This window comes from Eikenella exigua (assembly GCF_008805035.1).
GTDB lineage: Bacteria > Pseudomonadota > Gammaproteobacteria > Burkholderiales > Neisseriaceae > Eikenella > Eikenella exigua.
This window is the reverse complement of record NZ_CP038018.1, coordinates 1145845-1169630: the sequence shown is the minus strand read 5'-3', so window position 1 is coordinate 1169630 and position 23786 is coordinate 1145845. Positions and strand designations below refer to the sequence as shown.

23 protein-coding genes, 2 pseudogenes and 1 riboswitch are annotated in these 23786 nt (G+C 52.5%); of the genes and pseudogenes, 18 read left to right on the top strand and 7 right to left on the bottom strand.

Annotation, left to right across the window (positions count from 1 at the left end):
- The first annotated feature begins 52 nt into the window (after positions 1–52).
- Complete coding sequence (gene xseA, locus EZJ17_RS06055; protein WP_067438413.1) at positions 53–1405, top strand: exodeoxyribonuclease VII large subunit; 1353 nt, start codon at positions 53–55, stop codon at positions 1403–1405.
- 173 nt (positions 1406–1578) lie between these two features.
- Here xseA and EZJ17_RS06050 read toward each other — a convergent pair whose 3' ends face one another.
- Positions 1579–1827 (bottom strand): hypothetical protein, encoded by a 249-nt coding sequence (locus EZJ17_RS06050; protein ID WP_346265211.1) that lies wholly within the window; start codon positions 1825–1827, stop codon positions 1579–1581.
- Between the two features lie 372 nt (positions 1828–2199).
- Between EZJ17_RS06050 and EZJ17_RS10945 the strand changes: the two are divergent.
- A pseudogene (locus tag EZJ17_RS10945) lies at positions 2200–2412 on the top strand (serine dehydratase beta chain); the annotation flags it as partial.
- An 8-nt stretch (positions 2413–2420) separates the two neighbouring features.
- Here the strand turns inward: EZJ17_RS10945 and EZJ17_RS10800 are convergent.
- A complete protein-coding gene (locus tag EZJ17_RS10800; protein WP_255361757.1) occupies positions 2421–2549 on the bottom strand; it encodes a hypothetical protein in 129 nt (42 codons plus the stop codon).
- 26 nt (positions 2550–2575) lie between these two features.
- On the opposite strand from EZJ17_RS10800, the gene EZJ17_RS10795 reads away from it, so the two are divergent.
- The 3 genes and pseudogenes from EZJ17_RS10795 (at position 2576) to EZJ17_RS10600 (ending at position 3552) form a co-directional block, all read left to right on the top strand.
- Positions 2576–2743, top strand: a complete 168-nt coding sequence (locus EZJ17_RS10795) for a hypothetical protein (RefSeq protein ID WP_255361752.1) — start codon at positions 2576–2578, stop codon at positions 2741–2743.
- A 92-nt stretch (positions 2744–2835) separates the two neighbouring features.
- Positions 2836–3165, top strand: coding sequence for a hypothetical protein (locus EZJ17_RS10790; protein WP_282958251.1), 330 nt, complete (start codon positions 2836–2838; stop codon positions 3163–3165).
- Position 3166: 1 nt separating this feature from the next.
- A pseudogene (locus EZJ17_RS10600) lies at positions 3167–3552 on the top strand (L-serine ammonia-lyase, iron-sulfur-dependent, subunit alpha).
- Between the two features lie 270 nt (positions 3553–3822).
- Here EZJ17_RS10600 and EZJ17_RS06040 read toward each other — a convergent pair.
- A complete protein-coding gene (locus EZJ17_RS06040; RefSeq protein WP_067438416.1) occupies positions 3823–5490 on the bottom strand; it encodes an ABC1 kinase family protein in 1668 nt (555 codons plus the stop codon).
- 167 nt (positions 5491–5657) lie between these two features.
- Here EZJ17_RS06040 and EZJ17_RS06035 point away from each other — a divergent pair, with 167 nt between their 5' ends.
- The 6 genes from EZJ17_RS06035 (at position 5658) to cytX (ending at position 10341) form a co-directional block, all read left to right on the top strand.
- Positions 5658–6263 carry a C40 family peptidase gene (locus EZJ17_RS06035; protein ID WP_067438419.1) on the top strand — a complete coding sequence of 202 codons (606 nt, stop codon included), beginning with the start codon at positions 5658–5660 and terminating at the stop codon, positions 6261–6263.
- Positions 6264–6274: 11 nt separating this feature from the next.
- A complete protein-coding gene (locus tag EZJ17_RS06030) occupies positions 6275–6487 on the top strand; it encodes a hypothetical protein (RefSeq protein ID WP_067438421.1) in 213 nt (70 codons plus the stop codon).
- Between the two features lie 297 nt (positions 6488–6784).
- A complete protein-coding gene (locus EZJ17_RS06025; protein ID WP_003823247.1) occupies positions 6785–7333 on the top strand; it encodes a YqgE/AlgH family protein in 549 nt (182 codons plus the stop codon).
- Positions 7326–7772 carry a Holliday junction resolvase RuvX gene (gene ruvX, locus EZJ17_RS06020; RefSeq protein WP_067438425.1) on the top strand — a complete coding sequence of 149 codons (447 nt, stop codon included), beginning with the start codon at positions 7326–7328 and terminating at the stop codon, positions 7770–7772. The genes EZJ17_RS06025 and ruvX overlap by 8 nt, the downstream gene beginning before the upstream one ends.
- Before the next feature lie 141 nt (positions 7773–7913).
- Complete coding sequence (locus tag EZJ17_RS06015) at positions 7914–8477, top strand: hypothetical protein (protein ID WP_067438428.1); 564 nt, start codon at positions 7914–7916, stop codon at positions 8475–8477.
- 396 nt (positions 8478–8873) lie between these two features.
- Positions 8874–8968: riboswitch (TPP riboswitch) on the top strand.
- 161 nt (positions 8969–9129) lie between these two features.
- A complete protein-coding gene (cytX, locus tag EZJ17_RS06010) occupies positions 9130–10341 on the top strand; it encodes a putative hydroxymethylpyrimidine transporter CytX (protein WP_067438431.1) in 1212 nt (403 codons plus the stop codon).
- 134 nt (positions 10342–10475) lie between these two features.
- On the opposite strand, the gene EZJ17_RS06005 is transcribed toward cytX, so the two are convergent.
- Positions 10476–11693: an aromatic amino acid transporter gene (locus EZJ17_RS06005; protein ID WP_064104997.1), complete on the bottom strand. Its 1218-nt coding sequence runs from the start codon at positions 11691–11693 to the stop codon at positions 10476–10478.
- A 584-nt stretch (positions 11694–12277) separates the two neighbouring features.
- On the bottom strand, positions 12278–14644 hold the full coding sequence (locus EZJ17_RS06000) for a penicillin-binding protein 1A (RefSeq protein ID WP_067438435.1): 2367 nt from the start codon (positions 14642–14644) through the stop codon (positions 12278–12280).
- Between the two features lie 131 nt (positions 14645–14775).
- Between EZJ17_RS06000 and pilM the strand changes: the two genes are divergently transcribed.
- From pilM to aroB, 7 genes are read left to right on the top strand one after another with little or no spacing between them, the layout of a single operon-like run.
- Positions 14776–15876, top strand: a complete 1101-nt coding sequence (gene pilM, locus EZJ17_RS05995; RefSeq protein ID WP_067438439.1) for a type IV pilus biogenesis protein PilM — start codon at positions 14776–14778, stop codon at positions 15874–15876.
- A gap of 1 nt (position 15877) precedes the next feature.
- A complete protein-coding gene (locus tag EZJ17_RS05990; RefSeq protein ID WP_067438442.1) occupies positions 15878–16567 on the top strand; it encodes a PilN domain-containing protein in 690 nt (229 codons plus the stop codon).
- Positions 16568–16582: 15 nt separating this feature from the next.
- A complete protein-coding gene (locus EZJ17_RS05985) occupies positions 16583–17197 on the top strand; it encodes a type IV pilus inner membrane component PilO (RefSeq protein ID WP_067438445.1) in 615 nt (204 codons plus the stop codon).
- A gap of 30 nt (positions 17198–17227) precedes the next feature.
- The gene (locus tag EZJ17_RS05980; protein WP_067438448.1) at positions 17228–17767 is read left to right on the top strand and encodes a pilus assembly protein PilP; all 540 of its coding nucleotides are present in this window, start codon (positions 17228–17230) and stop codon (positions 17765–17767) included.
- 21 nt (positions 17768–17788) lie between these two features.
- Complete coding sequence (locus EZJ17_RS05975; protein WP_205748057.1) at positions 17789–19912, top strand: type IV pilus secretin PilQ; 2124 nt, start codon at positions 17789–17791, stop codon at positions 19910–19912.
- A 30-nt stretch (positions 19913–19942) separates the two neighbouring features.
- Complete coding sequence (locus EZJ17_RS05970; protein ID WP_067438451.1) at positions 19943–20491, top strand: shikimate kinase; 549 nt, start codon at positions 19943–19945, stop codon at positions 20489–20491.
- Positions 20491–21567, top strand: a complete 1077-nt coding sequence (gene aroB, locus EZJ17_RS05965) for a 3-dehydroquinate synthase (RefSeq protein ID WP_067439653.1) — start codon at positions 20491–20493, stop codon at positions 21565–21567. Before EZJ17_RS05970 ends, aroB begins: the two co-directional genes overlap by 1 nt.
- Before the next feature lie 184 nt (positions 21568–21751).
- On the opposite strand, the gene EZJ17_RS05960 is transcribed toward aroB, so the two are convergent.
- A complete protein-coding gene (locus EZJ17_RS05960) occupies positions 21752–22561 on the bottom strand; it encodes a CPBP family intramembrane glutamic endopeptidase (protein ID WP_067438454.1) in 810 nt (269 codons plus the stop codon).
- 184 nt (positions 22562–22745) lie between these two features.
- Positions 22746–23750, bottom strand: coding sequence for an N-acetylmuramate/N-acetylglucosamine kinase AmgK (gene amgK, locus EZJ17_RS05955; RefSeq protein ID WP_067438457.1), 1005 nt, complete (start codon positions 23748–23750; stop codon positions 22746–22748).
- Positions 23751–23786: the final 36 nt, after the last annotated feature.

The following is a 23786-nucleotide window of genomic DNA, read 5'->3' as shown; positions in this document are numbered from 1 at the left end:
TAGCCTTCCCCTTGTATAATGCCGCCTTTGTTTATTTTCCAGCCGTCTTGCCATGTCCGACCTATTCGCCCCCGCCGCGCTTTCTGTTTCCGAGCTCAACCATTTGGCCAAAAACCTGCTGGAAGACCAGCTTGCCGGGCTGTGGGTGGGCGGCGAAGTGTCGAATTTGATGAAGGCGGCGAGCGGGCACTATTATTTTGTTTTAAAAGACCAACGCGCCCAGGTGCGCTGCACTTTGTTTAAGCATGCCGCCCGTTCGCTGGCCGCGCTGCTGCGCGAGGGCGAGGAAGTGGAGGTGTTGGGCAAAATCACGCTGTATGAAGCGCGCGGGGAGTTTCAGATTAATGTGCAGGAAGTGCGGCGCAAGGGGCTGGGGCAGCTGTTTGAGGCTTATGAGAGGCTGAAGCAGCGCCTACAGGCGGAAGGCTTGTTTGATGCGGCACACAAACGGCCGTTGCCTACCGCGCCGCAATGTATCGGCGTGGTCACCAGTTTGGCAGCGGCGGCATTGCGCGATGTGGTCACCACGTTGCGGCGGCGTGCGCCGGATGTGCGCGTGGTGGTGTATCCCACGGCGGTGCAGGGCGCGGGCAGCGAGTTTCAGGTAGCCTCGGCCATTGCGGCGGCGGCGGAACATGCGCAGGCAGATGTGCTGATTGTGTGCCGTGGCGGGGGCAGCATTGAGGATTTGTGGGCGTTTAACGAAGAAGCGGCGGTGCTCGCGGTGGCGGCATGCCCGATTCCGGTGGTGAGCGGGGTGGGGCACGAAACCGATTTCACGCTCACGGATTTTGCCGCCGACGTGCGCGCACCCACGCCCACCGCCGCTGCTGAGCTGGCCAGCCCGAACCGTTTGGAGCAACTGGACAAAATGTGCCGCCTGCATAGCCATATGCGCCACACGCTACAAAGGCGCTGCACAGACGCGGCGCAACGGCTCGATTGGCATGCCGCGCAGTTGCGCCATCCGCGCCAGAAATGGCAGGAACAGCAGGCTGGCTTGTTGCGCAGCCGCCAAATGCTTGCCGACAATATGCTGCGCCACCTGCACCGCAAACAGGAGCAGCTGATCTACTTGGCCGAACTATGTCGCCGCAGCCGGCCACAAGTGCAGACTGCTGTGCGGCAGCTACAAACACAGGCTATACAACTCAACCGCTACATGGCCGCACTCTTGGCACAAAAGCAGGCACAGTGCCAAAAGCAGGTGGGCATTTTGGATGCCCTCTCGCCACAACACACGTTGTCGCGCGGCTATAGCGTGATTACCGACCGTACGGGCAAAGTGGTGCGCGATGCGGGCAGACTGCACAGCGGGCAGGTGTTGCAGCTGCATTTTGAAACCGGCACGGCCAAGGCGCAGGTGTTGCCGCAGCGTACCGGGCAGCAGGATTTGTTTGATTAGCGCGTGCAAATATCGCTGCAGCAATTTTTTCCTGCGAGGTGGCACAAGCCAATGCAATCAAGAAACATCATCGCTGTAGTTATAGTTTTTCAGGTAGCCTCACTATAGGAAGGCTACCTGAAAAAGCAAAACGGCTTCCTTTGCGGAAGCCGTTTGTTGTTTGACCGATACGTTTATGCCACGGTAAAACCTTCTGCCGAGATGGCAGCTTTGAATGTTTCAAGGTCGAAACCTTCGCCGTGTGTAATGACTACGCGGCCATTGTCATGATTAGCATTCACCATTCTCACACCCGCAACAGTTTCGCCCTTCAAAACCAAGCGATCCTCATCCGTTTTGTGCTTCATACCGGATACTTGAATCAACGTTTGTGGCATATTAACCTCTAAATATAAGTTGATTGAAAACAAAGATCTGGCCATACTGCACTGTTTTTTTACAATTATGCGGCCGTGTATCACAAAAATATTGTTCACACTTTGTTACGCGTTTCCCCCCCAACATCCTTGCTGCATCAAACAGGCAATGTATACATTTTGCCTAGGTAGCGGCAACTTGTCCAGCATTATTAAGGGGGGGGAGGCCATCTTCGTCGCTCGGTGTGTGGCAGCACACCCTAATGCTGCCAATGGCGCATTTGGTAAGATGCTGATGGATGCGCAAAGTTGGATAACTATAGTGGATTAACTTTAAATCAGTAAGGCATTGGCTTGCTTTGCCGTTACGTGTGTACTATTTGTACTTGCCACCTTGTTCTGATTCTTGTTGGTTCACTATTATAAAGAGGTGGAAAAATGATCAGTATTTTTGACATGTTCAAAATCGGTATCGGCCCGTCCAGTTTGCATACCGTGGGACCGATGCGTGCTGGTATACTGTTTCGCAAACAGCTTATCAAACAGGGACTACTGGATAAGATTGCTCGGTTTAGCGCCAATGTGTACGGCTCGCTCTCTTTACACTACACTGGCAAAAACCACGGCACAGACCACTCCATCATCGGCAGCCTGGCGGGCTACGAGCCGGATACATTAGATACCACCGCCTCCCCAAATTCATCGCGCAAGTATTGCACGGCAAAACCCTCACCGAAATTGGCGGCCACTACACCCCGTTTGACTACGAACGTGACTTCATGTTCCATTCTTCCTTCCGCTACGCGAAAACGGCGTGCGCCTGGAAACCTATATCGGCGATGATTTAGTTGTGCAGGAAGTGTTTTACTCCATCGGCGGCAGTTTTGTGATGACCGAAAAACAGTTTGCTGATAGCGGTAAGCAGTCCTCCCCTGTAAATGTGTTCTACCCATACACCAATGCGGACGATCTCATCCGCTAGTGTGCCGAATACAAGCTCTCTCCGAATTGATGTTTCGCAATGAATGCGCCCTGCGTCCGGAGCAGGAAGTATGCGACTATGTGTGCCAGACCATGAGTGACTATATCCAGCGCGGCCTGCATACCGAAGGTGTGCTGACTGGCCTCATGCAGATACGCCGCCGAGCGCCGCTTTCACGCAAACAATTTGAAAAAAACGAGCTGAACGATAAAGACCCGATGGCGGCGGTGGATTGGGTAAATATGGTGGTCTTTGCCGTAAACGAAGAAAACGTGGCGGGCGGGTGGTTACCGCCCCCGCCAATGGCGCCTGCGGCATCGTGCCCACTGTATTGGCCTACTACGACCACTTCATTTTCTACGCCGATGAAAACACATTCTGCGTTATTTAATCACGGCCAGCGCCATCGGCAGCTTGTATAAAATGAACGCATCCATTTCCGACGCGGAAGTGAGCTGCCAAGGCGAAGCGGGTGAGGCCTGCTCCATGGCTGCTGGGCTGACCGAGATTCAGGGCGGCAATGTCGAAAAGTGTATATGGTCGCCGAAATTGCCATGGAACACCATCTCGGCCTCACTTGCGACCCGGTGGGTGGCCAAGTGCGGGTGCCGTGTATCGAGCGTAATGCCATTTCCTCCATCAAAGCCATCAACGCTTCACGCATGGCGCAGCAACGCACCACCGAGCCGGTGGTGTCGCTGGATGAGGTAATCAAAACCATGTATGAAACCGGCAAAGACATGAACCGGAAATGCCGCGAAACCTCCACCGGCGGCTTGGCCACGCATGTAGTGCATGTGCTGTGCTGAGATTTAATGCTGTTCAGTGCCAGAACGACAAGAAGGCTACCTGAAAAATTGTTTTTCAGGTAGCCTTTTGATTGCAGCCATAGCCAAAGTAGTTATCCCCTGCCAGGCAGCGGGCCGCAGACAGTATGGATAATGTGGCAAGGCAAGCCAATGCCGTAGGAACTTAAGTGCTTCGGCTATATGATATTAACGGTTTGGTCGCTGCCGGTCTTCTCCTAATTGCTGCCACCGTTTGCCATACACTTTTTTACTTGCTTGAAAAGTTTTGTTTTAATGTTTGCCCGAACGCCAGATAGACCAGATAATCCACAGGCTGTTGGCAAAGGCCAAGAGATAGCCGAGGAAGCCAACAAACGACAAGCCAAACAGCTTCGGGCCGATATTGCTGCTGAGCAGGATGGATGAGCCGATAATCAACGCCGCCGTCACCATGCCCATGGTCAGCCGGTTGGCACTGTATTCCAGGTGTCGGTTTAAACTGTCGAGGCGTTTCAAATCCAGGTTCACGTTTAATCGGCCGCTTTGCAGATTGCGGTTGAGGCGCAGCAAGTTTTTGGGCAGCTCGCCCAGCATTTGCCCCAGCATACGGCTTTGCGTGCGGCTTCGGCGCCAAAGTTGCTGTAGCGAAAGGCGCTGGCGGATCACTTTCTGCACAATCGGTTTGGCGTGCTCCAGCAGTTGGAAGTTGCCGTCCAGCCTTTTTACCACGCCTTCGAGAGTGAGTAGGGCTTTGAACAGCATCACCAAATCGCCCGGCAAGGCCAGCTCGTGCTCGCGCATGATGCGGGTTAAATCGTTAATTACCTGGCTGATGCGCAGATCACGCACGGCGGTGTGTTCGTAGTCGAGCAGCATTTCCATCACGTCGGCGCCGAGCAGGTCTTCATCGGGAACATCGCCCTGTGCCCAGTTGCTCAGAATATATTGCACGGCAAACGGATCACGGTGGATAAGGGCTTCAATCAGCGCGTTGATTTCCTGCCGGCGCATCGGATTCAGGTAGCCTGTCATGCCGAAATCGATCAGACCGATGCGTAAGTCGGGATAAATAAAGATATTACCCGGGTGCGGGTCGGCATGAAACAGGCCCTGCCCCAGTATCATGTTGAGCAGTACGTCGGTGATGCGGCAGGCCAGAATATGCCGCTCTTCTGCGCCAAGTAATTCGATTTCGGTATCTTTCAGCAGGGCGGCAGCCACGTATTCCTGCACCAACGCCTGCCGGTTGCTGTATTCAGGATATACCTTGGGAATATGCACCGCCGGATGGTCGGCATACAGCGCAGCAAACCGCTGCAAATGGCGCATTTCGGCCAGCAAATCGGTTTCCCTAGCCAGACTTTTGGCAAAATACTGCACCATCTGCACCGGCTGATAGCGGCGGGTTTCTGGCATTTCCGATTCGGTGAGCTGTGCCAGGTGGGTTAGAATACGCAGATCCGCCTGGATTAGCGGTTCGATATCCGGCCGGCGCACCTTTACCGCCACCTCGCTGCCGTCGAGCAACACCGCGCGGTGTACCTGTGCGATGGAGGCACTACCCAAAGGCTCGGTATCGATGTGCAGGAATACCTGCTCCGGCGGGCGGCCCAGCTGCTCGGTGAGCAAAGAGAAAATCGCCTCGAATGGCAAGGGATTTGCGCTGCTTTGCAGATGCTCGAATTCCTCAATCCATTCGGCGTTGAAAATATCAACCCGGGTGGCCAAAATCTGGCCGAGCTTGATAAAGGTCGGCCCCAGCTCCTCAAACGCCAGCCGGAAACGGTGTGCCGTGCTCGAAATATCCGCATTTTCCTGCTCCGGCTTGCCACCGAGCCAAGCAGCGCGATTCAGCTTAATCCGGCTGAGAAAACCGCCCAAACCGTGCCGTGCCAGCGTGGCCACGATTTGACGCAACCGATTGATATCGCCCAAAGCGGGCATGGCAGATCTAACCATACAGCCCCCTTGCGGAACCAATGTCCGCACAAATAGATACACAGCATAACATACGCGCCCACCGGTGGCGCACAAACTGCCCCTATTGCATACTGCCCGGCCAAACACATTGCCGCGCCTTGCTGCACTATGCTATAACATGGGCAAAACAAGAAAGTTTCAGATTGATGAAGTGGATAAAACAAGCAACCCTCTGCGCCCTGGCCGTCCTTGCTTTCGGCCTCGCTCCCACCGCATACGCCGCCCCGGAAGGATTGGATAACGACGCACTCGAGCGCCTTATCCGCGAACGCACCGGACGTGGTGGCCACAGCAACAACGCCCCTGCACCCAGCCGACAATCTTCATCTGCCGGCAGCCGCGCCTCCTCCGGCAGCCAAGACGAAGCTGGCGACCTCATCATGAACGCCATGAGCCTCATCGGCCTCTCCTACCGCTTTGGCGGCAACTCCCCCACCCAAGGCCTCGATTGCAGTGGTTTCATGCAATACATCTTCAAACGCAGCATGGGCATTACCCTGCCGCGCACTTCCGCCGAAATGGCCACCGTAGGCCAACGGGTAGACCGTGCCAACCTCAAGCCCGGCGACATGGTGTTCTTCGGTGCCGGCGGCCGCGTTTCCCACGTAGGTATGTATATTGGCAACGACCGCTTCATCCACGCCCCGCGCACTGGCCGCGACATCGAAATCACCAGCATGAACGGTACTTACTGGAAAAACCGCTACATCACCGCCCGCCGGGTAGACCGCTCCACCCGCTTCACCCGCTAAAGGCCTGCATCATGAATATGCCCATCATGCCCAAATGGCACAGCGACGACGGCAGCATCGTATCGTGCACCGAAAAAGTGAAAGTGATGCAGGAAAACATGCAAGAGCTCTACCAGCTCGCACAAGACACCTTCGAAGACGCCCTGCTGATGGGCTGCAGCGAAAAACAAGTGCGCGAATTCCTGCAAGATTTGGTACGCAGCGTGCATAACCCGTATAACTAATGCAGGCGGTATCTGCCGATTAAGGAAAGGCTACCTGAAAATTTCAGGTAGCCTTTTCTATATGCTGTATGTGGTCGGTATGAGCGATGGCAGCACTGTGGTAGATGGTTTGTCTAGATTGTCAGTAAACAATTGCCGTACCGAATACTGGTCAGGCAGCACGCTATTTATTTTTCAGGTAGCCTCAAGCGTATGGAAGGCTACCTGAAAATTGCCAGCCTAGATAAAACAGCACGGTATTAAATCGGGCATAACCGCTATATAATCAAATCATTTCCACACACGCCGAAACCGATTATGGATTTAACCAACCATTTCCTCATCGCCATGCCCGATATGCAGGATAATTTCTTTGCCGAAAGCGTGGTGTATGTTTGCTCCTATTCCGCCGAAGGCTGCATGGGCGTGATTATCAACAAGCCCTCGCCGCTGCCGCTGCGGCAGATTCTGTCTGCCCAGCAGCACGCCGAGCCGCAGCATTTGTTTGACGACTATATCTTCTTGGGCGGCCCGGTGCAGGTAGATCGCGGGTTTGTGCTGCACAGCCCGGCGGGCAACTGGATGAGCAGCATCATCGTGGGCGACAACCTTGCGCTCACCTCCTCCGGCGACATCCTTCCCCATCTGCACGACGAACAAAGCGTGAAGCAGGCCATGCTGTTTATGGGCTACACCGGCTGGAGTGCCGGCCAGCTCGAGCGCGAGCTGGCAGAAAACAGCTGGCTCACCGTGCCGGCCAGCGAACACATCATATTCGGCATGCCGCACGAGCAGCGCTACCACGCTGCCATGTCGCTGCTTAATATTGCACCCGAACAACTCATCCGAACCGGCGGCCATGCTTAATATCCCACACGGCACCACGCTGGCCTTCGATTTCGGCGAAACCCGCATCGGCGTGGCGCAGGGCGACGCCGAAGTGGGCATTGCCCACCCGCTGGCCACCATCAGCGGCGAGGGCAACGACAAAAAATTCGCCGCCATTGCCGCCCTGGTGGCCGAATGGCGGCCGGTGCAATTCGTGGTGGGGCTGCCGCTTTCCACCGACGGCGGCGAACACGAAATGACCCGTTTGGCTCGCAAGTTCGGCCACCGCCTCAACGGCCGCTTCGGCCTGCCCGTGTATTGGGCAGACGAGCGGCTCACCTCGCTCTATGCCACCGAGCTCCTCAATCAAACCGGCCTACGTGGCCGCAAACAAAAGCCCGTGCTCGACCAAGTGGCCGCACAGGCGATTTTGCAGGGCTTCTTTGAAGGCGGCTGGGTGGAAGAGTTTCACGGTTGATGGCATGAAGAAATGCTACCTGAAAACGGGAATAAGGTTTCAGGTAGCCTTTTTGGCAACGGGTGGGCAAATCTTTGCAGCAGTGCGCTGCCCGCAGCCATCTGGTTGGAACTATCCCCACTCCAATAAAAGGATGAAAACATGAAACTAAAATTATGGCCGGCCATATTGATGCTGTTGCCCGCGGTGGCTCTGGCCAAGCCTGCCCCGCGCGGCGAAGAAATCGTTTATTTCAGCGCACCGCCGGCAGGTTTTGAAATCGGTTATCGGGCTTCCCAGGGCGGACAGACGATTGTGGAGCTGGTGCCACGAGGGCAGACAGTACAGAACTGGGAGCGGATGGTTACCCTGCAAACCTTCGCCGGCTCCGCCCGCTCGGTAAGTGATTTTCGCCGTGCGGTGTCGGACGGTTGGCGGCGCGCCTGCCCGGGCGGCAATACAATCAATCTGAGCGAGGGGCAGGAAAACGGCTATCCCTTCGCTTTTTGGCAAATGACTTGCGAGCGCAACCCGCAAAGCGGCAGGCCGGAATATACTTGGATAAAAGCGATGCGGGGCGAACGTGCGCTTTATGTGGCGCAATACGCCTTCCGTCACTTGCCGAGCCGGGCGGATCTGACCGATGCGGCACGCCGACTGCGCGGCATGTCGCTGTGCGATACGCGGCCGGGCAGGGCGCGCCAGCATCCTTGCGGCCGTCGTTAGGAGTATGAAAAGGCTACCTGAAAGCTCACTATATCCGCTTTCAGGTAGCCTTTAAGCTGAATGCTGCTGTATGCTTGTCGGGCAGGGAACTGTCTGTATGGCAAAGCTAAACTACGGTGATGTGGTAAGAGTTGGCTGAAGTTTTTCAGGTAGCCTGTGGGGGAAAGGGGCTACCTGAAAACATATGGGCTGCTTCTCGACAGTTCTGAAGCTAAATAGCAATCTGCTCCAATTACTCCATTTCGTTATCATGCTTCCCATTCGGATTTGTAGGTGTGTGGAACCGAAACGACTGGGTGTGGAAACATTTTGCCGGTGGAATCATTTAACCATTTGGTGTGTCGGCTACCTTTGCTGCGGCAGCTTGAAAAAACAGGGCGGCGGGGTATAATCGCGCCCAATTAGTCGGGGTGCTGCTTTGGGCGGCTGAGAGGATACCCGTTGTACCTGATCCGGTTAGCACCGGCGTAGGGAACTATCAGGCAGAGGATGCGGGCGGCGTGTGCTGTTCGGGTTGCTTTGCCCCATCCGGAACGGATGGTTTCTTCTCTGCTTTGCTCTGCTCCCCCGGCTTGGTGTGCCGGGTTTTTTTGTGCGCATTTGATACGCGGCTCGGTGGAGTAGTTTTTCACAATATAGAGGAAACAGTTTGATGGAACAGCAGGCAGATAAACTTTCGGTTACCGCTTCGGCGGTGATTTGGTTTGGGGCGGCGGTGTCGGTGGCGGAAATTCTCACCGGCATGCTGTTTGCGCCGTTGGGTTGGCGCATGGGCCTTTTGGCAGTGGCTATTGGCCATGTGATCGGCGGGGTGCTGTTTTATCTGGCCGGGCTGATTGGGGCGCAAACGGGTCGCAGTGCGATGGAAACGGTACAGCTTTCCTTCGGCCGTCGCGGCTCGCTGCTGTTTTCGGCGGCCAACGTGGTGCAGCTGGTGGGCTGGACAGCGATTATGATTTTTACCGGGGCGCAGGCTGCGGTGGCGCTCACGGCGGGCTGGAGCGGCGCGCAGATAGGCTGGAGCGTAATTATCGGTGCGCTGATTTTGCTGTGGCTGCGTATTGGGATGCGGAATTTCAGCAAAATCAATTTTGTGTCGATGGGCACGCTGTTTGCGTTGACGCTGTGGCTGAGTGTTCAGGTAGCCTCCGGTGAGCCGGCGGCAGCCGGGCAGGCAGATGCGGAAGCGATGAGTTTCGGGCTGGCGGTGGAGCTGGCGGCGGTGATGCCGCTGTCGTGGCTGCCGCTGGTGTCGGACTACACACGCCGTGCAGCCAAGACGCGGGTGGCCACGCTTTCGGCTACGTTGGCTTATTTCTGCACCAGCTCGTGGATGTATGCCATCGGGTTGGCCGCGGCGCTGTTTGCCGGCCAGAGCGAAATCGCGCCGATGCTGCAATATGCCGGGCTGGGCGCGGCCGGGATTTTGGTGGTGGTGTTGTCTACGGTGAGCACGACGTTTTTGGATGCGTATTCGGCCGGGGTGAGCTTCCACAGCATCAGCAGCCGTTTTGGTGAAGTGGCGGTGGCAGCGGCGGTTACGTTGCTGGGCACGCTGCTGGCGCTGGTGTTTGATGTGAGCCGCTTTGAAGGGTTTTTGTATTTTATCGGCTCGGTGTTTGCACCGATGATTGCGGTGCAGATTGCGGATTATTTTGTGCTGAAACGCAAGCCGGCTTCGGGGGAAGTGGATTGGGTGAGCCTAGCATTGTGGCTGGCGGGTTTTGTGTTCTACCGCCTGATGCTGCAATGGCAGCCGCCGCTGGGCACCACGCTGCCGGTGATTGCGGCCACGTTTGCGCTGACGCTGCTGGTGCGTAAGTTGCTGCCGGCATCGGACGGGGCGGCAGTACATGAAAGTTGAGTAGCACCAAGAGCAAAAGGCTACCTGAAAATTTTCAGGTAGCCTTTCGTTTTGTTGTAGATGGAGGAAAGCCTGTTCCCCATCATTTTTCAGGTAGCCGCTATCCGAAGGCTACCTGAAATTTTTGGCGGGGATCAGCCATTAAATACGGGCAGGATATTGGCACGGCTGAGGATTTGGGCGGCTACGTTGGCCAGCCCGAAGAAGAACACCCAAGCCATCAGCCATTTCCCGCCGTACACGCGGTAGCCTTTGCCTTCGCCGAATTTTTTGCGGCAGGCGTAGAGCAGCAGGGCGGGCACGAATGCCGTCCACACGGTGGCGGCAAAGCCGACGTAGCTGATGGCGAGCACGAAGCCGGTGGGGAACAGCAGGCAGGCAACGAGCGGAGGCAGGAAGGTGAGGGCGGCGGCTTTGCTGCGGCCGGCGCGGCTGGTGCCGAAGCCGAACAGGTCGGTGAGGTAGTCGAGCAGGCCGAGGGTTACGCCGAGGAAGGAGGAGGCGATGGCCATGTAGGAAAACAGGGAGAGCACGCGCACCAGCCCGCTGCCAGCCACTTGGGCGAGGGCGGCGAGCAGGGCGGCCACGTTGTCTTGCGCGGCAATCACGGGGCCGAACTGGCTGCGCGGCAGGTTGCCTTGCACGGCGAACTGCCAGAGGGCGTAGATTACCAGCGCCACCAAGGTACCGAGCCAGAGCGAGCGGGCCACTTTTTTGGCGTCGCCCCGGAAGTAGTCGAACAGGCCGGACACGTTGCCGTGGAAGCCGAAGGAGGCGAGGCAGACGGGCAGGGCGGTGCCGAGATAGATCCAGTAGCTGCCGTTTTCGCTGCCGGCAGTATCGAATAATATGGCGGGCTGGGCGGAAAGGAGCAGGCCGCCGTTGGCCCAGAGGAAGGTCATAATCATGCCGCCGATGAGGATGGTGGTGCCGCGGTCTACCCAAAAGGTGGACCACCATACGCAACCGGCGAAGATGAGGGCAAACACAATCTGCCCTACCCATAGCGGCGCTTGGAGGGCTTGGGCAGTGAGGTTGCCGCCGGTGAAGATGTAGGCGTAGGTAAGCAGGTAGAGCACGAAGGCCACGGAAAGGCCGGTGATGATGCTCCAGCCGCGGCCGAGCAGGTCTTTAACGATGGTGTCGAAGTTGGCGCCGGGCGGGTAGTGGGTGGTGGCTTCGAGAATCATCAGGCCACTGGAGAGCATGGAAAACCAGGTGTAGAGCAGCACGATGAGCGAGCCGACAAACCAGATGCCGGCAGTGGCGGTGGGGTTGGCGAGCATACCGGCGCCGATTACAGTGCCGGCGATAATCATGGCGCCGCCGAGTACGGAGGGTTTTTGATTCATGGTGATGTGGGTATGGAGTGGTTTTCGGTATGGTTAAAGCACTGCATTGCTTCCTACTGCGTTGGCTTGCCTTGCTGTCTGTGGCTCACCGCCCTGTAGGAACAAATCATTGCTTCTGCCACACCCTGGGGCAGGAAAATGAAACGGCCGCCCAAATCTGTAGCGGCCGGAGGCGGAATTATACAGGGCAGGGACTTGGCTTGACTATATGGTTTGCGATTTTTGTGCGCCTGGGTTTTGGCATATTCTCACATTATTGCTTATTTAATGGCGTTTAGTTTTTAAAATGCAGTTTTGTTGTTATGTTGTTGCTTGGATGGTATCTGGCAGGCAGATCATTCTGTTGAGTCAGAGGCTACCTGAAAATAAATTGTTGGCTTTGCGGGAACGGGCAAAGCTCGTTAGAACTTGGTTGAAGCCTTATGTTTTCAGGTAGCCTGTGGCGCAGAACAAGTCACTTGATGCCCACGCGGCAACTGTGATTGGCTTGGTGATGCCGCATATATTTCGATTAGAGAAAAAGGCTACCTGAAAATACCGGATAGGGTTTCAGGTAGCCTTTTCAATCAGGCAGAGCGTTTGGTTTAGAACAGAGCGTCAATCTCTTGCGAGGGTACTGCGCCACCACCGCCGTTTTGCGGCTGTACCGGCTCTACCGCGGTTTCTTCCGGGATCACCGGATCGCCGCCTGCGGCTTGGATATCTTCGGCATCAGGAGTGGCGCCACGGTTGTCGATAGCCAGGCGCGGGCTGGTGCTCTGCTGCTCTTGCAGGAAGTATTCGCCGCCATTGCGGACAATCTTCGCGGGCATCGGCATGCCTGTTTGCGGTACTCCTTTGAGTGCGTAGCGCATGTATTCCACCCATACGGGCAGGGCGATCGTGCCGCCAAAGCCGGCGCGGCCCATGCTGCGCGGTTTGTCGAAACCGATATACACCACGCCCACCAAGTCGGGATTGAAACCGGCAAACCAGGCATCTTTGTTTTCGTTGGTGGTACCGGTTTTACCGGCAATATCACGTCGGCCCAGTGCGTTGGCGCGGGCACCGGTACCTCGGCGCACCACGTCTTGCATGATGGTATACATGATGTAGGCGTTGCGCGGATCAATAACCTGCGGCGCGCTTTCGCCGGCCACCAAAGGTTTCATCTGGGCATGCAGACGGCCTTGGTTATTTTCAATACGGTCAATCACATAGGGCGATACTTTATAGCCGCCGTTGGCAAATACGGCATAGGCCTGCGCCATTTGCAGCGGGGTAGCCACGCCACTACCCAAGGCCATAGACAGCGAATCGGGAACCTGGCGGGCATTGAAGCCGAAACGCTGTACGTATTGATGCACTTCGTGCACACCGAGTGCCATCACGATGCGGATAGAAACCATATTTTTAGACGCAGTAAGCGCCTGGCGTAGGGTGATGAAGCCAGAGTAGCGGCCATCAGAGTTTTTCGGACGCCACGGACGGCCGCCGCTACCCATGCCGGGCAATTCGATCGGGGCATCATTGATGGTGGTGGCGGCAGTCATCCCTTTGGCCAAAGCAGCGGAGTACACAAAGGGCTTGAAGGTAGATCCGGGCTGGCGCTCGGCCTGAGTGGCACGGTTGAAGCTCTTACTATGGAAGTCGAAACCGCCCACCAAGGCGCGGATGGCGCCAGTTTTGCTGTCTAATGCCACAAATGCGCCTTGCAGCTCGGGCATTTGGCTGATTTGCCAGCCGCGATCGAGTTTGCGCACGCGGATAACCGCACCGGGGCGGATGGCATTGTCTTTACCGTTGTTGATAGTACGCGCTACATAGTTGAGTGCATTGCCGCTGATTTTGATGCGGTTGCCGCCTTGTGTGTAGGCCTCTATCGAAGAGCGGTTGGCTTGCAACACCACAGCCGGTTGTAGACCAGCTACAGTGTAAACTGTATCCAGATATTGATCTAGGTTTTCATCCAAGGCGTCGGCTTCTATCGTTTTTAAATCGATAAATGCTTCTGCACCACGATAAGCACCCAGCCCGAAGCCTTTCAGGGCACGGCGCAGGGCTAGGGTGGCCACTCTTTGGCTTTCTGAGCTAACGGTGGTGTACACACGGAAGCCTTGAGTATAGGCATCTTCGCCGTATCGATCGTACATTTCTTGGCGAACCATTTCAGCTACATATAGAGAGTTTTGGTCAATCTCTACCTGTTGGCGTCGGTAATGCAATTCTTCAGCCAGCGCTTGGTCACGTTCCGCGGGCGTAATCATCTTTTCTTCAACCATATTGTTGAGAATATAACGCTGGCGCAAACGGGCACGTTCGGGGTTCACGATCGGGTTGAAAGAAGAAGGTGCTTTAGGCAGGCCGGCCAGGATGGTGGCTTCGGCCAAAGTCAGTTCTTTAACTGGCTTATTGAAGTAAATCTGCGAAGCGGCAGCAAAGCCGTAGGCACGCTGACCCAAGTAGATTTGGTTGAAATACAGCTCCAAAATCTGTTGTTTGCTTAGCGATTGCTCGATTTTGTAGGCCAATAATGCCTCATTGAACTTACGGCGGTAGCTGCGCTCGTTGGTGAGGTAAAAGTTGCGGGCTACCTGCTGGGTAATAGTACTGGCACCAGATTGCACACCGCCGGCACGGAAGTTGCCAATCAGAGCACGCGCCACGCCAGTAACGTCTACCCCCCAGTGTTGATAGAAGCGTTTATCTTCTGCAGCGATAACGGCATTGATCAATATCGGTGGGAATTCGTCGATTTTAGTAAACGCACGGCGCTCTTCGCCATACATGCCGATGAGCTTGCCATCTGATGAATAAATAGTTAGCGGCATCCTGGGTTGATAATTTGTTACTATCTCTAAGCTGGGTAGTTTCGGGTAGGTTGCTAAAACTGCAATAGCCAGCAATCCGATACCGAACAAGGCTAGCCCCAATAATAATCCAAAGACAGTTTTAAATATTTTTCTAAACATAGTTACAAATTTTTCTATCAATAAGTACTTTGATTAAAGTAAACTATACCTTAATTTATGCAAGAAAACGCAAAACCTGATATAAATTTGCCTGTGACCGTTCAATTGGTCTTTCAAAGGGAGACTTAAAGATGCGAATATTAAAAAAACCAAGAAAATCAAAACAAAAGACTAAAATATCTTTTGGCAGTAAAGGCTGCTTGGGCGTGGATATTACGCCAACCGCCATTAATATGGTACATCTTGTTGGCAGCGTTCCGGGTAATCTTCGGTTGGAAAATTACACCATCCAGCCCCTACCTAAAGGCGTTATTATAAACGGCAACATCGAAGATCATGACCAACTCGTGTCATATTTACAACAAGCTTACCAACAGCTCGGTAGTGGTTGCAAGAATGTAACAGCAGCCTTGCCGCAAGCTCTAACCAACATACAAACGATTACTTATGATGTTCGTAGTTCTGATTTGCCGATAGATGAGTTCGTTGAACTGGAAGCCAGCCAAACCATCGGCTCCGATAATCTGAGCTATGATTTCCAAGTTACTGCTGAATTGCAAAACGGTAATGTGCAGGAAATCGTGATGGCCGCCGCCAAGCGCGACGATGTGGATTTGCGCACAGACTTGTTCTCGGATGCTGATATTCCATTGACACAAATGGATGTGGATACTTTCGCTGTTGTAAATGCTTTCTCTGTTTGGATCGATCAATTCGCTCCCGATTTGGAACATCAAAAACTGGCTATCTTCCATGTAGATGAAGATCAGACCAAAGCTTTGATCCTCCAAAATGGCAATCTTGTTTATAAACAAGAAACCAATTTTGGCAACAAGCAGCTGACCCACAATATCCAGCGCCAATATAAATTGAGCGAGGATGATGCGTGGAGTATGCGTTTCAAAAGCAATAAGCCCGCAGATTTCCAAGGCGCAGTAGCTGATCACTTTAATAGTCAGCTTACTCAGGAAATCCAAAGGGTTCTGCAATTCTATTACACCACGGTTAGCAGTGATTACCAAGATAGCATTAAGCACATCTTGATTTCTGGATGTCCGTTTATGCAGCCTTTCGGTCTTGCAAAAAGCGTGTACGCTCAAACAAATATCTCTACTCAACAAGTGGAGCCTATTGCTAGCACACGAGGCAGCAAACAAACCGAAACTTCGAAATTTAATTTGGAATCCGGGCAACTAACTGTTGCATTTGGATTGGCTGTAAGAGGATTGTAAAATGATTCCATTGATTCAACTGAATATGCTCCCTTATCGTGAGGAGCAGGATAAGCAGAAAAAAGCTCAGTTTACCAGGCTGATGGTATTTTCCGGTTTGATAGGAGTTGGTTTGTTGGTGTTTACTTATGTATCGCTTAGCGGCTTGATTTTGAACCAAGAGTCCCGCAATCGGCAGTTAACTGCTGGTATCGAGCAACTAGATATTCAAATCAAGGAAGTAGAAACCTTGGAAGCTGAGAAACGTGACTTCTTGGCTCGGAAAGCCAAAGTAGAAGAACTGGAAAATAAACGTTTTGAAGCGGCTAGGATGATTGATTCTCTGAATACTGTTGCACCTGAAGGTATTTACCTTACAGGGATTAAGGCAAAAGATGTCAGTACTTATACCCTGTCAGGCAAAGCTACCAGCGATAGCAAAATTGCCGATCTCATGCGTGTGATCCCGAGTACCAATGTATTTGGTCAGCCCTCATTAGATCGCATCAATAAAGTAGAATCAGTGCAAGAATTTGAATTGACCGTAGCAGTTTCTGCTTCTGCACCGATGAATGGCGACTATGCGAATGTTGCTCCTGTTGTGATGTCGTCAGAGGCTGCTTCTGTTGCCAGCGACGTTTCTGCATCAATACCTAATACGCCTGTAGCGCCTGCGTCATCTGCTACAGCCACTTCCTCCCCTGCGAATTAATGGAAGGATGAAATCATGGCACAAAAAATTGACCTTAACACCCTATATAAACAGAACAAGCTGGTTCAGCTTGGGGCTGGTATTGTTATTGTTATTCTTCTTTTAGTTGCAGGCTACTTTGTTTTGTTTAAAGAGCAGTGGGAAGAGTTTGAAACCTTGCAGCAGAAAGAAGAGCAGTTGAAGCAGGACTATCAGAGTAAAGCTGATCAAGCGGCTAATCTGCCGGTTTTGAAAGATGAATTGGAAAAAATCCGAACTGCATTTAATGTGTTGCTGAAGCAGCTGCCAACTGATGCAGAAATTCCGAACCTGATTCAGGAGCTGCATCAAGCTGGGGCCAAAAACAGTATGCGGATGAATAGTGTGAAGCCTCTGCCCCCAGTGGATCTTGATAACGTACAACAATTGCCTTATGAGATTTCCATTTCGGGAAATTATGATCAAATTGCACAATTTATACGTGATGTGGGTCGTCTGTCCCGTATCGTAACTTTGGATAAGATCAATCTTGCTCCTGCAGATGCAAAAGATAGTAATGGCGTACTCACTTTGACTGCTAATGCTAATACCTATAAGGCGTTGGCGCAGAGTGAGGTGGCTGCTGCATCAGCTGCATCACAAGCTGAATGATAAGAATGGTTCTTTATAAAGGATTTTATAATGAAGAAAAATATACTAAGGTTCTTAGCTATTATTTTTTTGCTGACGGCCTGTTCTTTGGCAGAGGGTGATTTGCAGCAGTGGATGGATAACGCCCGGGCGGAAGCAAAAAATAAAGTTCGTCAACCTCAGGTACCAACTATTTCAAAGTCGCCTGAGTATATAGATCCTGTTATTAATGGTTTGAATATATTTGATTCAAAGCGGCTTCGTGTGAATCAGCAATCAGGTATTAATGCTCCGAACCCCGATAGGCCAAAAGAGATTTTGGAGAACTTTAGTTTGGAAAGCTTGCGTTATGTGGGCTCTATTAAGCGGGGTGGGCAGGTTTCTGCTTTTGTTGAAGCCGGTGGGCATACCTATACCGTACATGTTGGCAATTATCTCGGTCAAAACTACGGACAAATTACAGCTATTACGCCGGATAAGCTGATTTTATCGGAGGTAACTGAAGACAGCTATGGTGCATGGCAACGTCGAACAGCGGAGTTGGAACTGAACACAACTCCAGATGCTTCTAATCAATCAAAACCTAATTAAACTTATCAAGGGATTTACGCTATGAAAATCAAAAAACTGCAATATCTAACTGCTTTAGGTATGGGCTTGGCCATGCAAGGCGTACTAGCTGGTAATATTACAGATATTAATGTCTCTGCTTTGCCAAATAATCAAAAAGTTATCAAAATCCATTTCGATCGGGATGTGTTGAAGCCTAGCGGTTTCATTACTACTACGCCTGCTCGTATTGCTTTGGATTTCCAAAATACCGGTGCTAATCTTAGCCAACCGGTACTTCAATATAATGACTCCTTGCTCAGCCAAATCGCAGTTGCTCAAGACGGCAATAAGACCCGTGTTTTGCTCAACTTAAACAGACCAGGGCAATACAATGCTGAAATCAAAGGTAACGAAGTTTGGATTTATCTGAACGAGTCTGGTCAAGCATCTTCTGCAGCTGCCAGAACTACTGCACCCAACAACCAGATTCAGCAAGAGTCTCTGGGTGTAACTGAGAGTAAGCCTGCCGCAGGACAAACTGCTCTTGGCAGCAATACTGCAAACGTAGCAGTTGATTTTCACAAAGGTGCAAATAATTCAGGTGTGATTGAAATTAATACCGCCGGCTATCGTGGCACTCCTGAAATCAAACAACGTTCAAATAACCTGGTTATTTTACTGAAAAATAACCAATTGCCGATTGCTGCTCAGCGCAATTTGGATGTGACCGATTTCAGCACACCGGTTCGGACTATCAGTTTGCGCCGTTTAGGTAACGATACTGAGATTACCATTAAAAATCAAGGCGGCTGGGAGCATAAAACCAGCCAGTCTGCTGGTCGGTATACTATTACCGTTTCTCCCAAATCTGTAGTGGCCGAAGGTGGTATCAACCGTAATCGCAACCGTAACTTTACCGGAAAACGTGTTTCTTTAGATTTCCAAGACGTAGATGTGCGTACCATTCTGCAAATTTTAGCTAAAGAATCCAATATGAACATTGTGGCTAGTGACAGTGTTTCTGGCAAGATGACCTTGTCATTAAAAGATGTGCCTTGGGATCAGGCTTTGGACTTGGTAATGCAATCACGCGGGCTAGAGTCACGTCGTAACGGTAATATTATCCGTGTTGCTCCTGCTGATGAATTTCGAGAAATTGATCTTAAAGCTTTGGAAGGTGCTAAACGTATCGAAGAGCTTGGTCCGCTGGTGTCTCGTACATTTCAGTTGAAGTATAAAGATGTTAATGAATTCCGCAAAATTTTGAATATTAATGAGAATGGTGGATCCAATAACAGTAATAACAGTAACTCTTTATTGAGCAGTCGTGGTTCTGCTGTTATTGATCCGGCTACTAATACTTTGATTATTAAGGATAATCAAAACGTTATTAAAGAGTTTGAGCGATTAATTGAACAGTTGGATGTTCCTGCCCGTCAAGTGATGATTGAGGCTCGTATTGTTGAAGCTAAAGATGGCTTCTCCCGTGCATTGGGTGTGAAATTTGGTTATGATCGTAAATTCGGCTCAACCCGAGTAGGTAGTGGTTTGGGTGGGGGCTCCAGCACCACCGGTAACATCTTTAACCTTGCTCCGAACGTGAATCTGCCGGCAGCATCTGCGACTTCTTCGCTGACCATTGTTCGTGCCTTGTCTTCCGGTGCACTTGGTTTGGAGTTGACTGCCATGCAGGAGCAAAACCGTGGCAAGATTATTTCTAGTCCGCGCGTGCTGACTCAAGACCGTAAAGAAGCAACCATTAAAGCTGGTCTGGAAATTCCTTACCAAGAAGCTTCTTCCAGTGGTGCTACCAGTACCAGCTTCAAAGAAGCTGTATTGGGCTTGACCGTTACTCCGCAAATCACGCCTGATGGCAATGTGATTATGGATATCAAGCTGAATAAAGACTCTGTGGATCAGGGTTGTAGCGTATTAGGCACTCCGTGTATCAGCACCAAAGAGCTGACTACCCGTGCCATGGTAGAAGATGGTGGCACTATTATCTTGGGTGGTATCTATGAGGAAGACAACTCCAATACTCAGTATAAAGTACCGTTGTTGGGTGATATTCCGCTCGTTGGCCCCTTGTTCCGTGGTACTAAGCGCAACAATGAGAAAAACGAATTACTGATCTTCATCACCCCGAGAATCATGGGCAGTGAAGGTAACGTTCTGCGCTACTAAGCCACACTTCACCGATTGATTCGGTATATAATGCCTGCCATGGTATCCATGGCAGGCAATATTTTTTTCATCGGATTGATGGGTGCGGGTAAGACCACGCATGGGAAGCAGTTGGCAGCGTTGCTGCAACGCGATTTTATCGATAGCGACCAACTGATTTGCCAACGCACTGGCGTTTCTATCCCCACTATTTTCGAGCTGGAAGGGGATAGTGGTTTTCGTAAGCGCGAAGCTGCCATTATTAACGAACTTACCCGCCGCCATCCCATCATCCTTGCCACAGGTGGTGGAGCTGTCTTGTCTCCCGACAATCGCCGTTGTCTGCATACGCGCGGCACAGTGATCTATTTGCACGCTACCCCAGAAATTCTATACCGGCGCATCCAATACGACAAAAACCGCCCCCTGTTGCAGGTAGCCGACCCACTCGACAAGCTGCAAACATCCTACCAACAGCGCGACCCGCTCTACCGCGAAACCGCCCACCTCATTTTCAATATTCCGCCGCAACACTCCTGCCCGCGAATCACCAAGCAACTGTTGCAGCTGATTCAACAACATAGCCAAGAAAACCGATGATGCAAACTCTGCACGTCCATACCCCCGGCCACAGCTACCCCATCCACATCGGCTTTCGCCTGCTTGATAATCTGGCCGAACACATCCGCCCACACATTAGCAGCAAAGCCGCCATCATCAGCAACCAGACCGTTGCCCCGCTCTACCTTGCTCCTGTTGAAGCCGCCTGCCGACAACTCGGCATTAGCACCTGTAGCATCATCCTGCCCGACGGCGAACAATACAAAAATAACGAATCTCTCCAGCAAATCTACACTGGATTGTTGCAGCACCATGCCGACCGCCGTACCACCATCCTCGCTCTCGGCGGCGGCGTAATCGGCGACCTTGCCGGTTTTGCTGCCGCTACCTACCAGCGCGGCATCCCCTTCATTCAAATTCCCACCACCCTGCTCAGCCAAGTCGATTCATCCGTGGGTGGGAAAACCGGTATCAACCATTCCCTCGGCAAAAACATGATCGGCGCGTTTTACCAGCCCCAAGCCGTCATTGCCGATATTGCCACCCTACAAACCCTTCCTCCGCGCGAATTTTCCGGTGGCTTGGCCGAAGTCATCAAATACGCCCTGCTCAGAGACATTGATTTTCTCGCCCGACTCGAACAAACCATGCCCAGCATTATGCAGCAAGAGCAAACCGCTCTCGCTGATACCATCCGCCACTGCTGCCAAATGAAAGCGCACATCGTTGAGCAGGACGAAAAAGAACAGGGCATCCGAGCCCTGCTCAACCTCGGCCACACCTTTGGCCATGCCATCGAAACCCAAATGGGCTATGGCAACTGGTTGCATGGCGAAGCTGTGGCTGCCGGCATGGTGCTTGCTGCGCGACTTTCCGAGCATAAAGGCTACCTGAAAACCGCCGACACCGAACGCATCATCCGCCTGCTGCAAGCCGCACAATTGCCCGTTGCACCGCCGGAGTTTGCGATTGATACCTGGCTTGCCCACATGCAGCATGACAAAAAAAATCAAGCCGGCCAAATCCGTCTTGTTATTCTCAAACAGCTCGGCCAAGCTGCAGTGGAAGCTGGCTTCAGCCGTGAAGACATGGCAGCCTTGCTGCAAAGCATCTGATTGCCCATTGCAAGCGGGTTGGCTAATTTATCAAGTTGGTACAGCAATACAGGCCGATGCCATATCGGGAATAAAAATCTTAGTTTTGCAGAAATTCGCCTTTTTGTGGAAATCTTACTTTCAGGTAGCCTCTCATACAGCAGGCTACCTGAAAATTATTTTGGCTGTTGGGCATGGTTTAAGTTTAAGGTTTGCTGAAAAATAAGGCTTTGTCTTTGGTAATAATCCAGAGGATCAATATAAGCAGCAAACCAGTTTGGATGATTTTGCTATCGGGATGAGTGGCAAAAATTTCGTTGCCGAGGTTGGCAGATAGGTGGAACAACACAGCAATCAGGATACTGCGGCCGCTTTTCAGATACAGCCAGTTGGAAAGCAACACGAATACAATCATGCTGAACACAAAATTGGCGGTATATAGCGCGCCTTCAGCCACCACTTGGCTATGGTAGTAGCCTTGAATAAAGGCCAGCGGCAGATGCCACAGCGCCCAATATACGGTAAAGATCATGGAGGCGGTGAACATACTGAATCGGCTCAATAATGCATCGGTGCCATAGCTGTGCCAGGCCAGTTCTTCAATGATGGCAGCAGAAATGAGGAGGAGCCACGGCGAGACCATAGCCGAGCTGAATGAGGGGTTGCCGGAGATGTGGAATTGCGCCATGCTGTGGCCAAACAGCAGGGAGATGAATTGTGCCAATATCAAGGTGAATGGCAGGAGCAGAAGAGTGCACAGCAGATAGCGTTTGGGAAAACCGCCCAGCTTCAACAGCCGGTTGGCAGCATCGACACGTAAGCTCGGGTTGCTTCGCAGCAGCCATAACGCCAGCAACATTGGCGATACCAGCCCGGCTATGCCTAAGCCGATTTGTACATATAGCATGGCCTTCGAAGGCTGATGATGGCTAATATAGGCGGCGGTGAACCACAATAGCCAGGGAATGAGCAGGGAAAGGGAGAAGAAGGTGAGGGGGCGGTAGGTTTGTCGCATGATGGTTTGGTGTTTGCTATGTTGGAAAAGTTTTCAGGTAGCCTGTCTCAGAACAAAAGGCTACCTGAAAAACAAAATAGCGGCTTGAAAAATCGTCTTGCCGTTACCCGTTTCAGGTAGCCCTCTGCTTGGTTTGGGGCTACCTGAAAGCGTAAGCTTCAACGAAGTTAAAACCGTTCGCCGTTTAAAACGTGTAGCCAGTTTGCAGCTCTTCGTCGCCCACCAGCTCGAGCAAGAGTGCGTAGAGTGGGGCGAGTTCGCGGTAGCGGCGGGCGGTGCGGCGCAGGTAGTTGAGGAAGCGGGGGATTTCGGGGCGGTATTTGCCTTTGCCGTCGCGGTGCCACAGGCGGGCGAAAATGCCGGCCACTTTCAAGTGCCGCTGCACGCCCATCCATTCGAAATTGCGGTAGAAACTGTCGAAATCGGCGGATACGGGCAGGCCGGCGGCGCGGGCTTTTTCCCAGTAGCGCACAGCCAGGTCGATCACAAACTCTTCTTCCCATTCGATAAATGCGTCGCGCAGGAGAGAAACCAGGTCGTAAGTAATCGGGCCGTAGAGCGCGTCTTGGAAATCCAGCACGCCGGGGCGGCCCGGGGTGAGCATCAGGTTGCGTACGATGAAATCGCGATGCACATACACTTGCGGCTGGGCGGTAAGCACGGGCAGGAGGGCGTTGAGCGTTTGCTGCCACAGCTGTTGCTGTTTGAAGTTCAGGCTTTTGCCCAGCTCTTTGGCCATAAACCAATCGGGGAACAGCTGCATTTCCCAGCGCATCACGGCTTCGTCGTATTCGGGCAGTACGCCGGGGCGGCTGGATTTTTGCAGTTCGATCAGCGTGTCGAGCGCATCCAAAAGCAGGGCGCGTTGCACTTCGGTGCGGGTGTCGTGTTCCAGTGCGGCCAGGTAGGGCACTTTGCCGAAGTCTTCCAAGGCGGCGAAACCGTGTTCGATATCGTGGTGAAACACTTGCGGCACATGCATGGCGGCAAAAATCTCGCGCACGCGCAAATAGGGCTCGATGCTCATTTTGTCGGGCGGTGCGTCCATGCAGATCACGCTCTCGCCGTTTTCGAATACGGCGCGGAAATAGCGGCGGAAATCGGCATCCGCTGCAGCGAAGGAAAGGGTGAAACTCCGCTGCGGATAACGTTTCTGCAGCCAGTTTTGCAATTCTTTTTCTCGTTCCATGATGTTTTTCGGGTTAAAATATGCGCCATTTTAAAC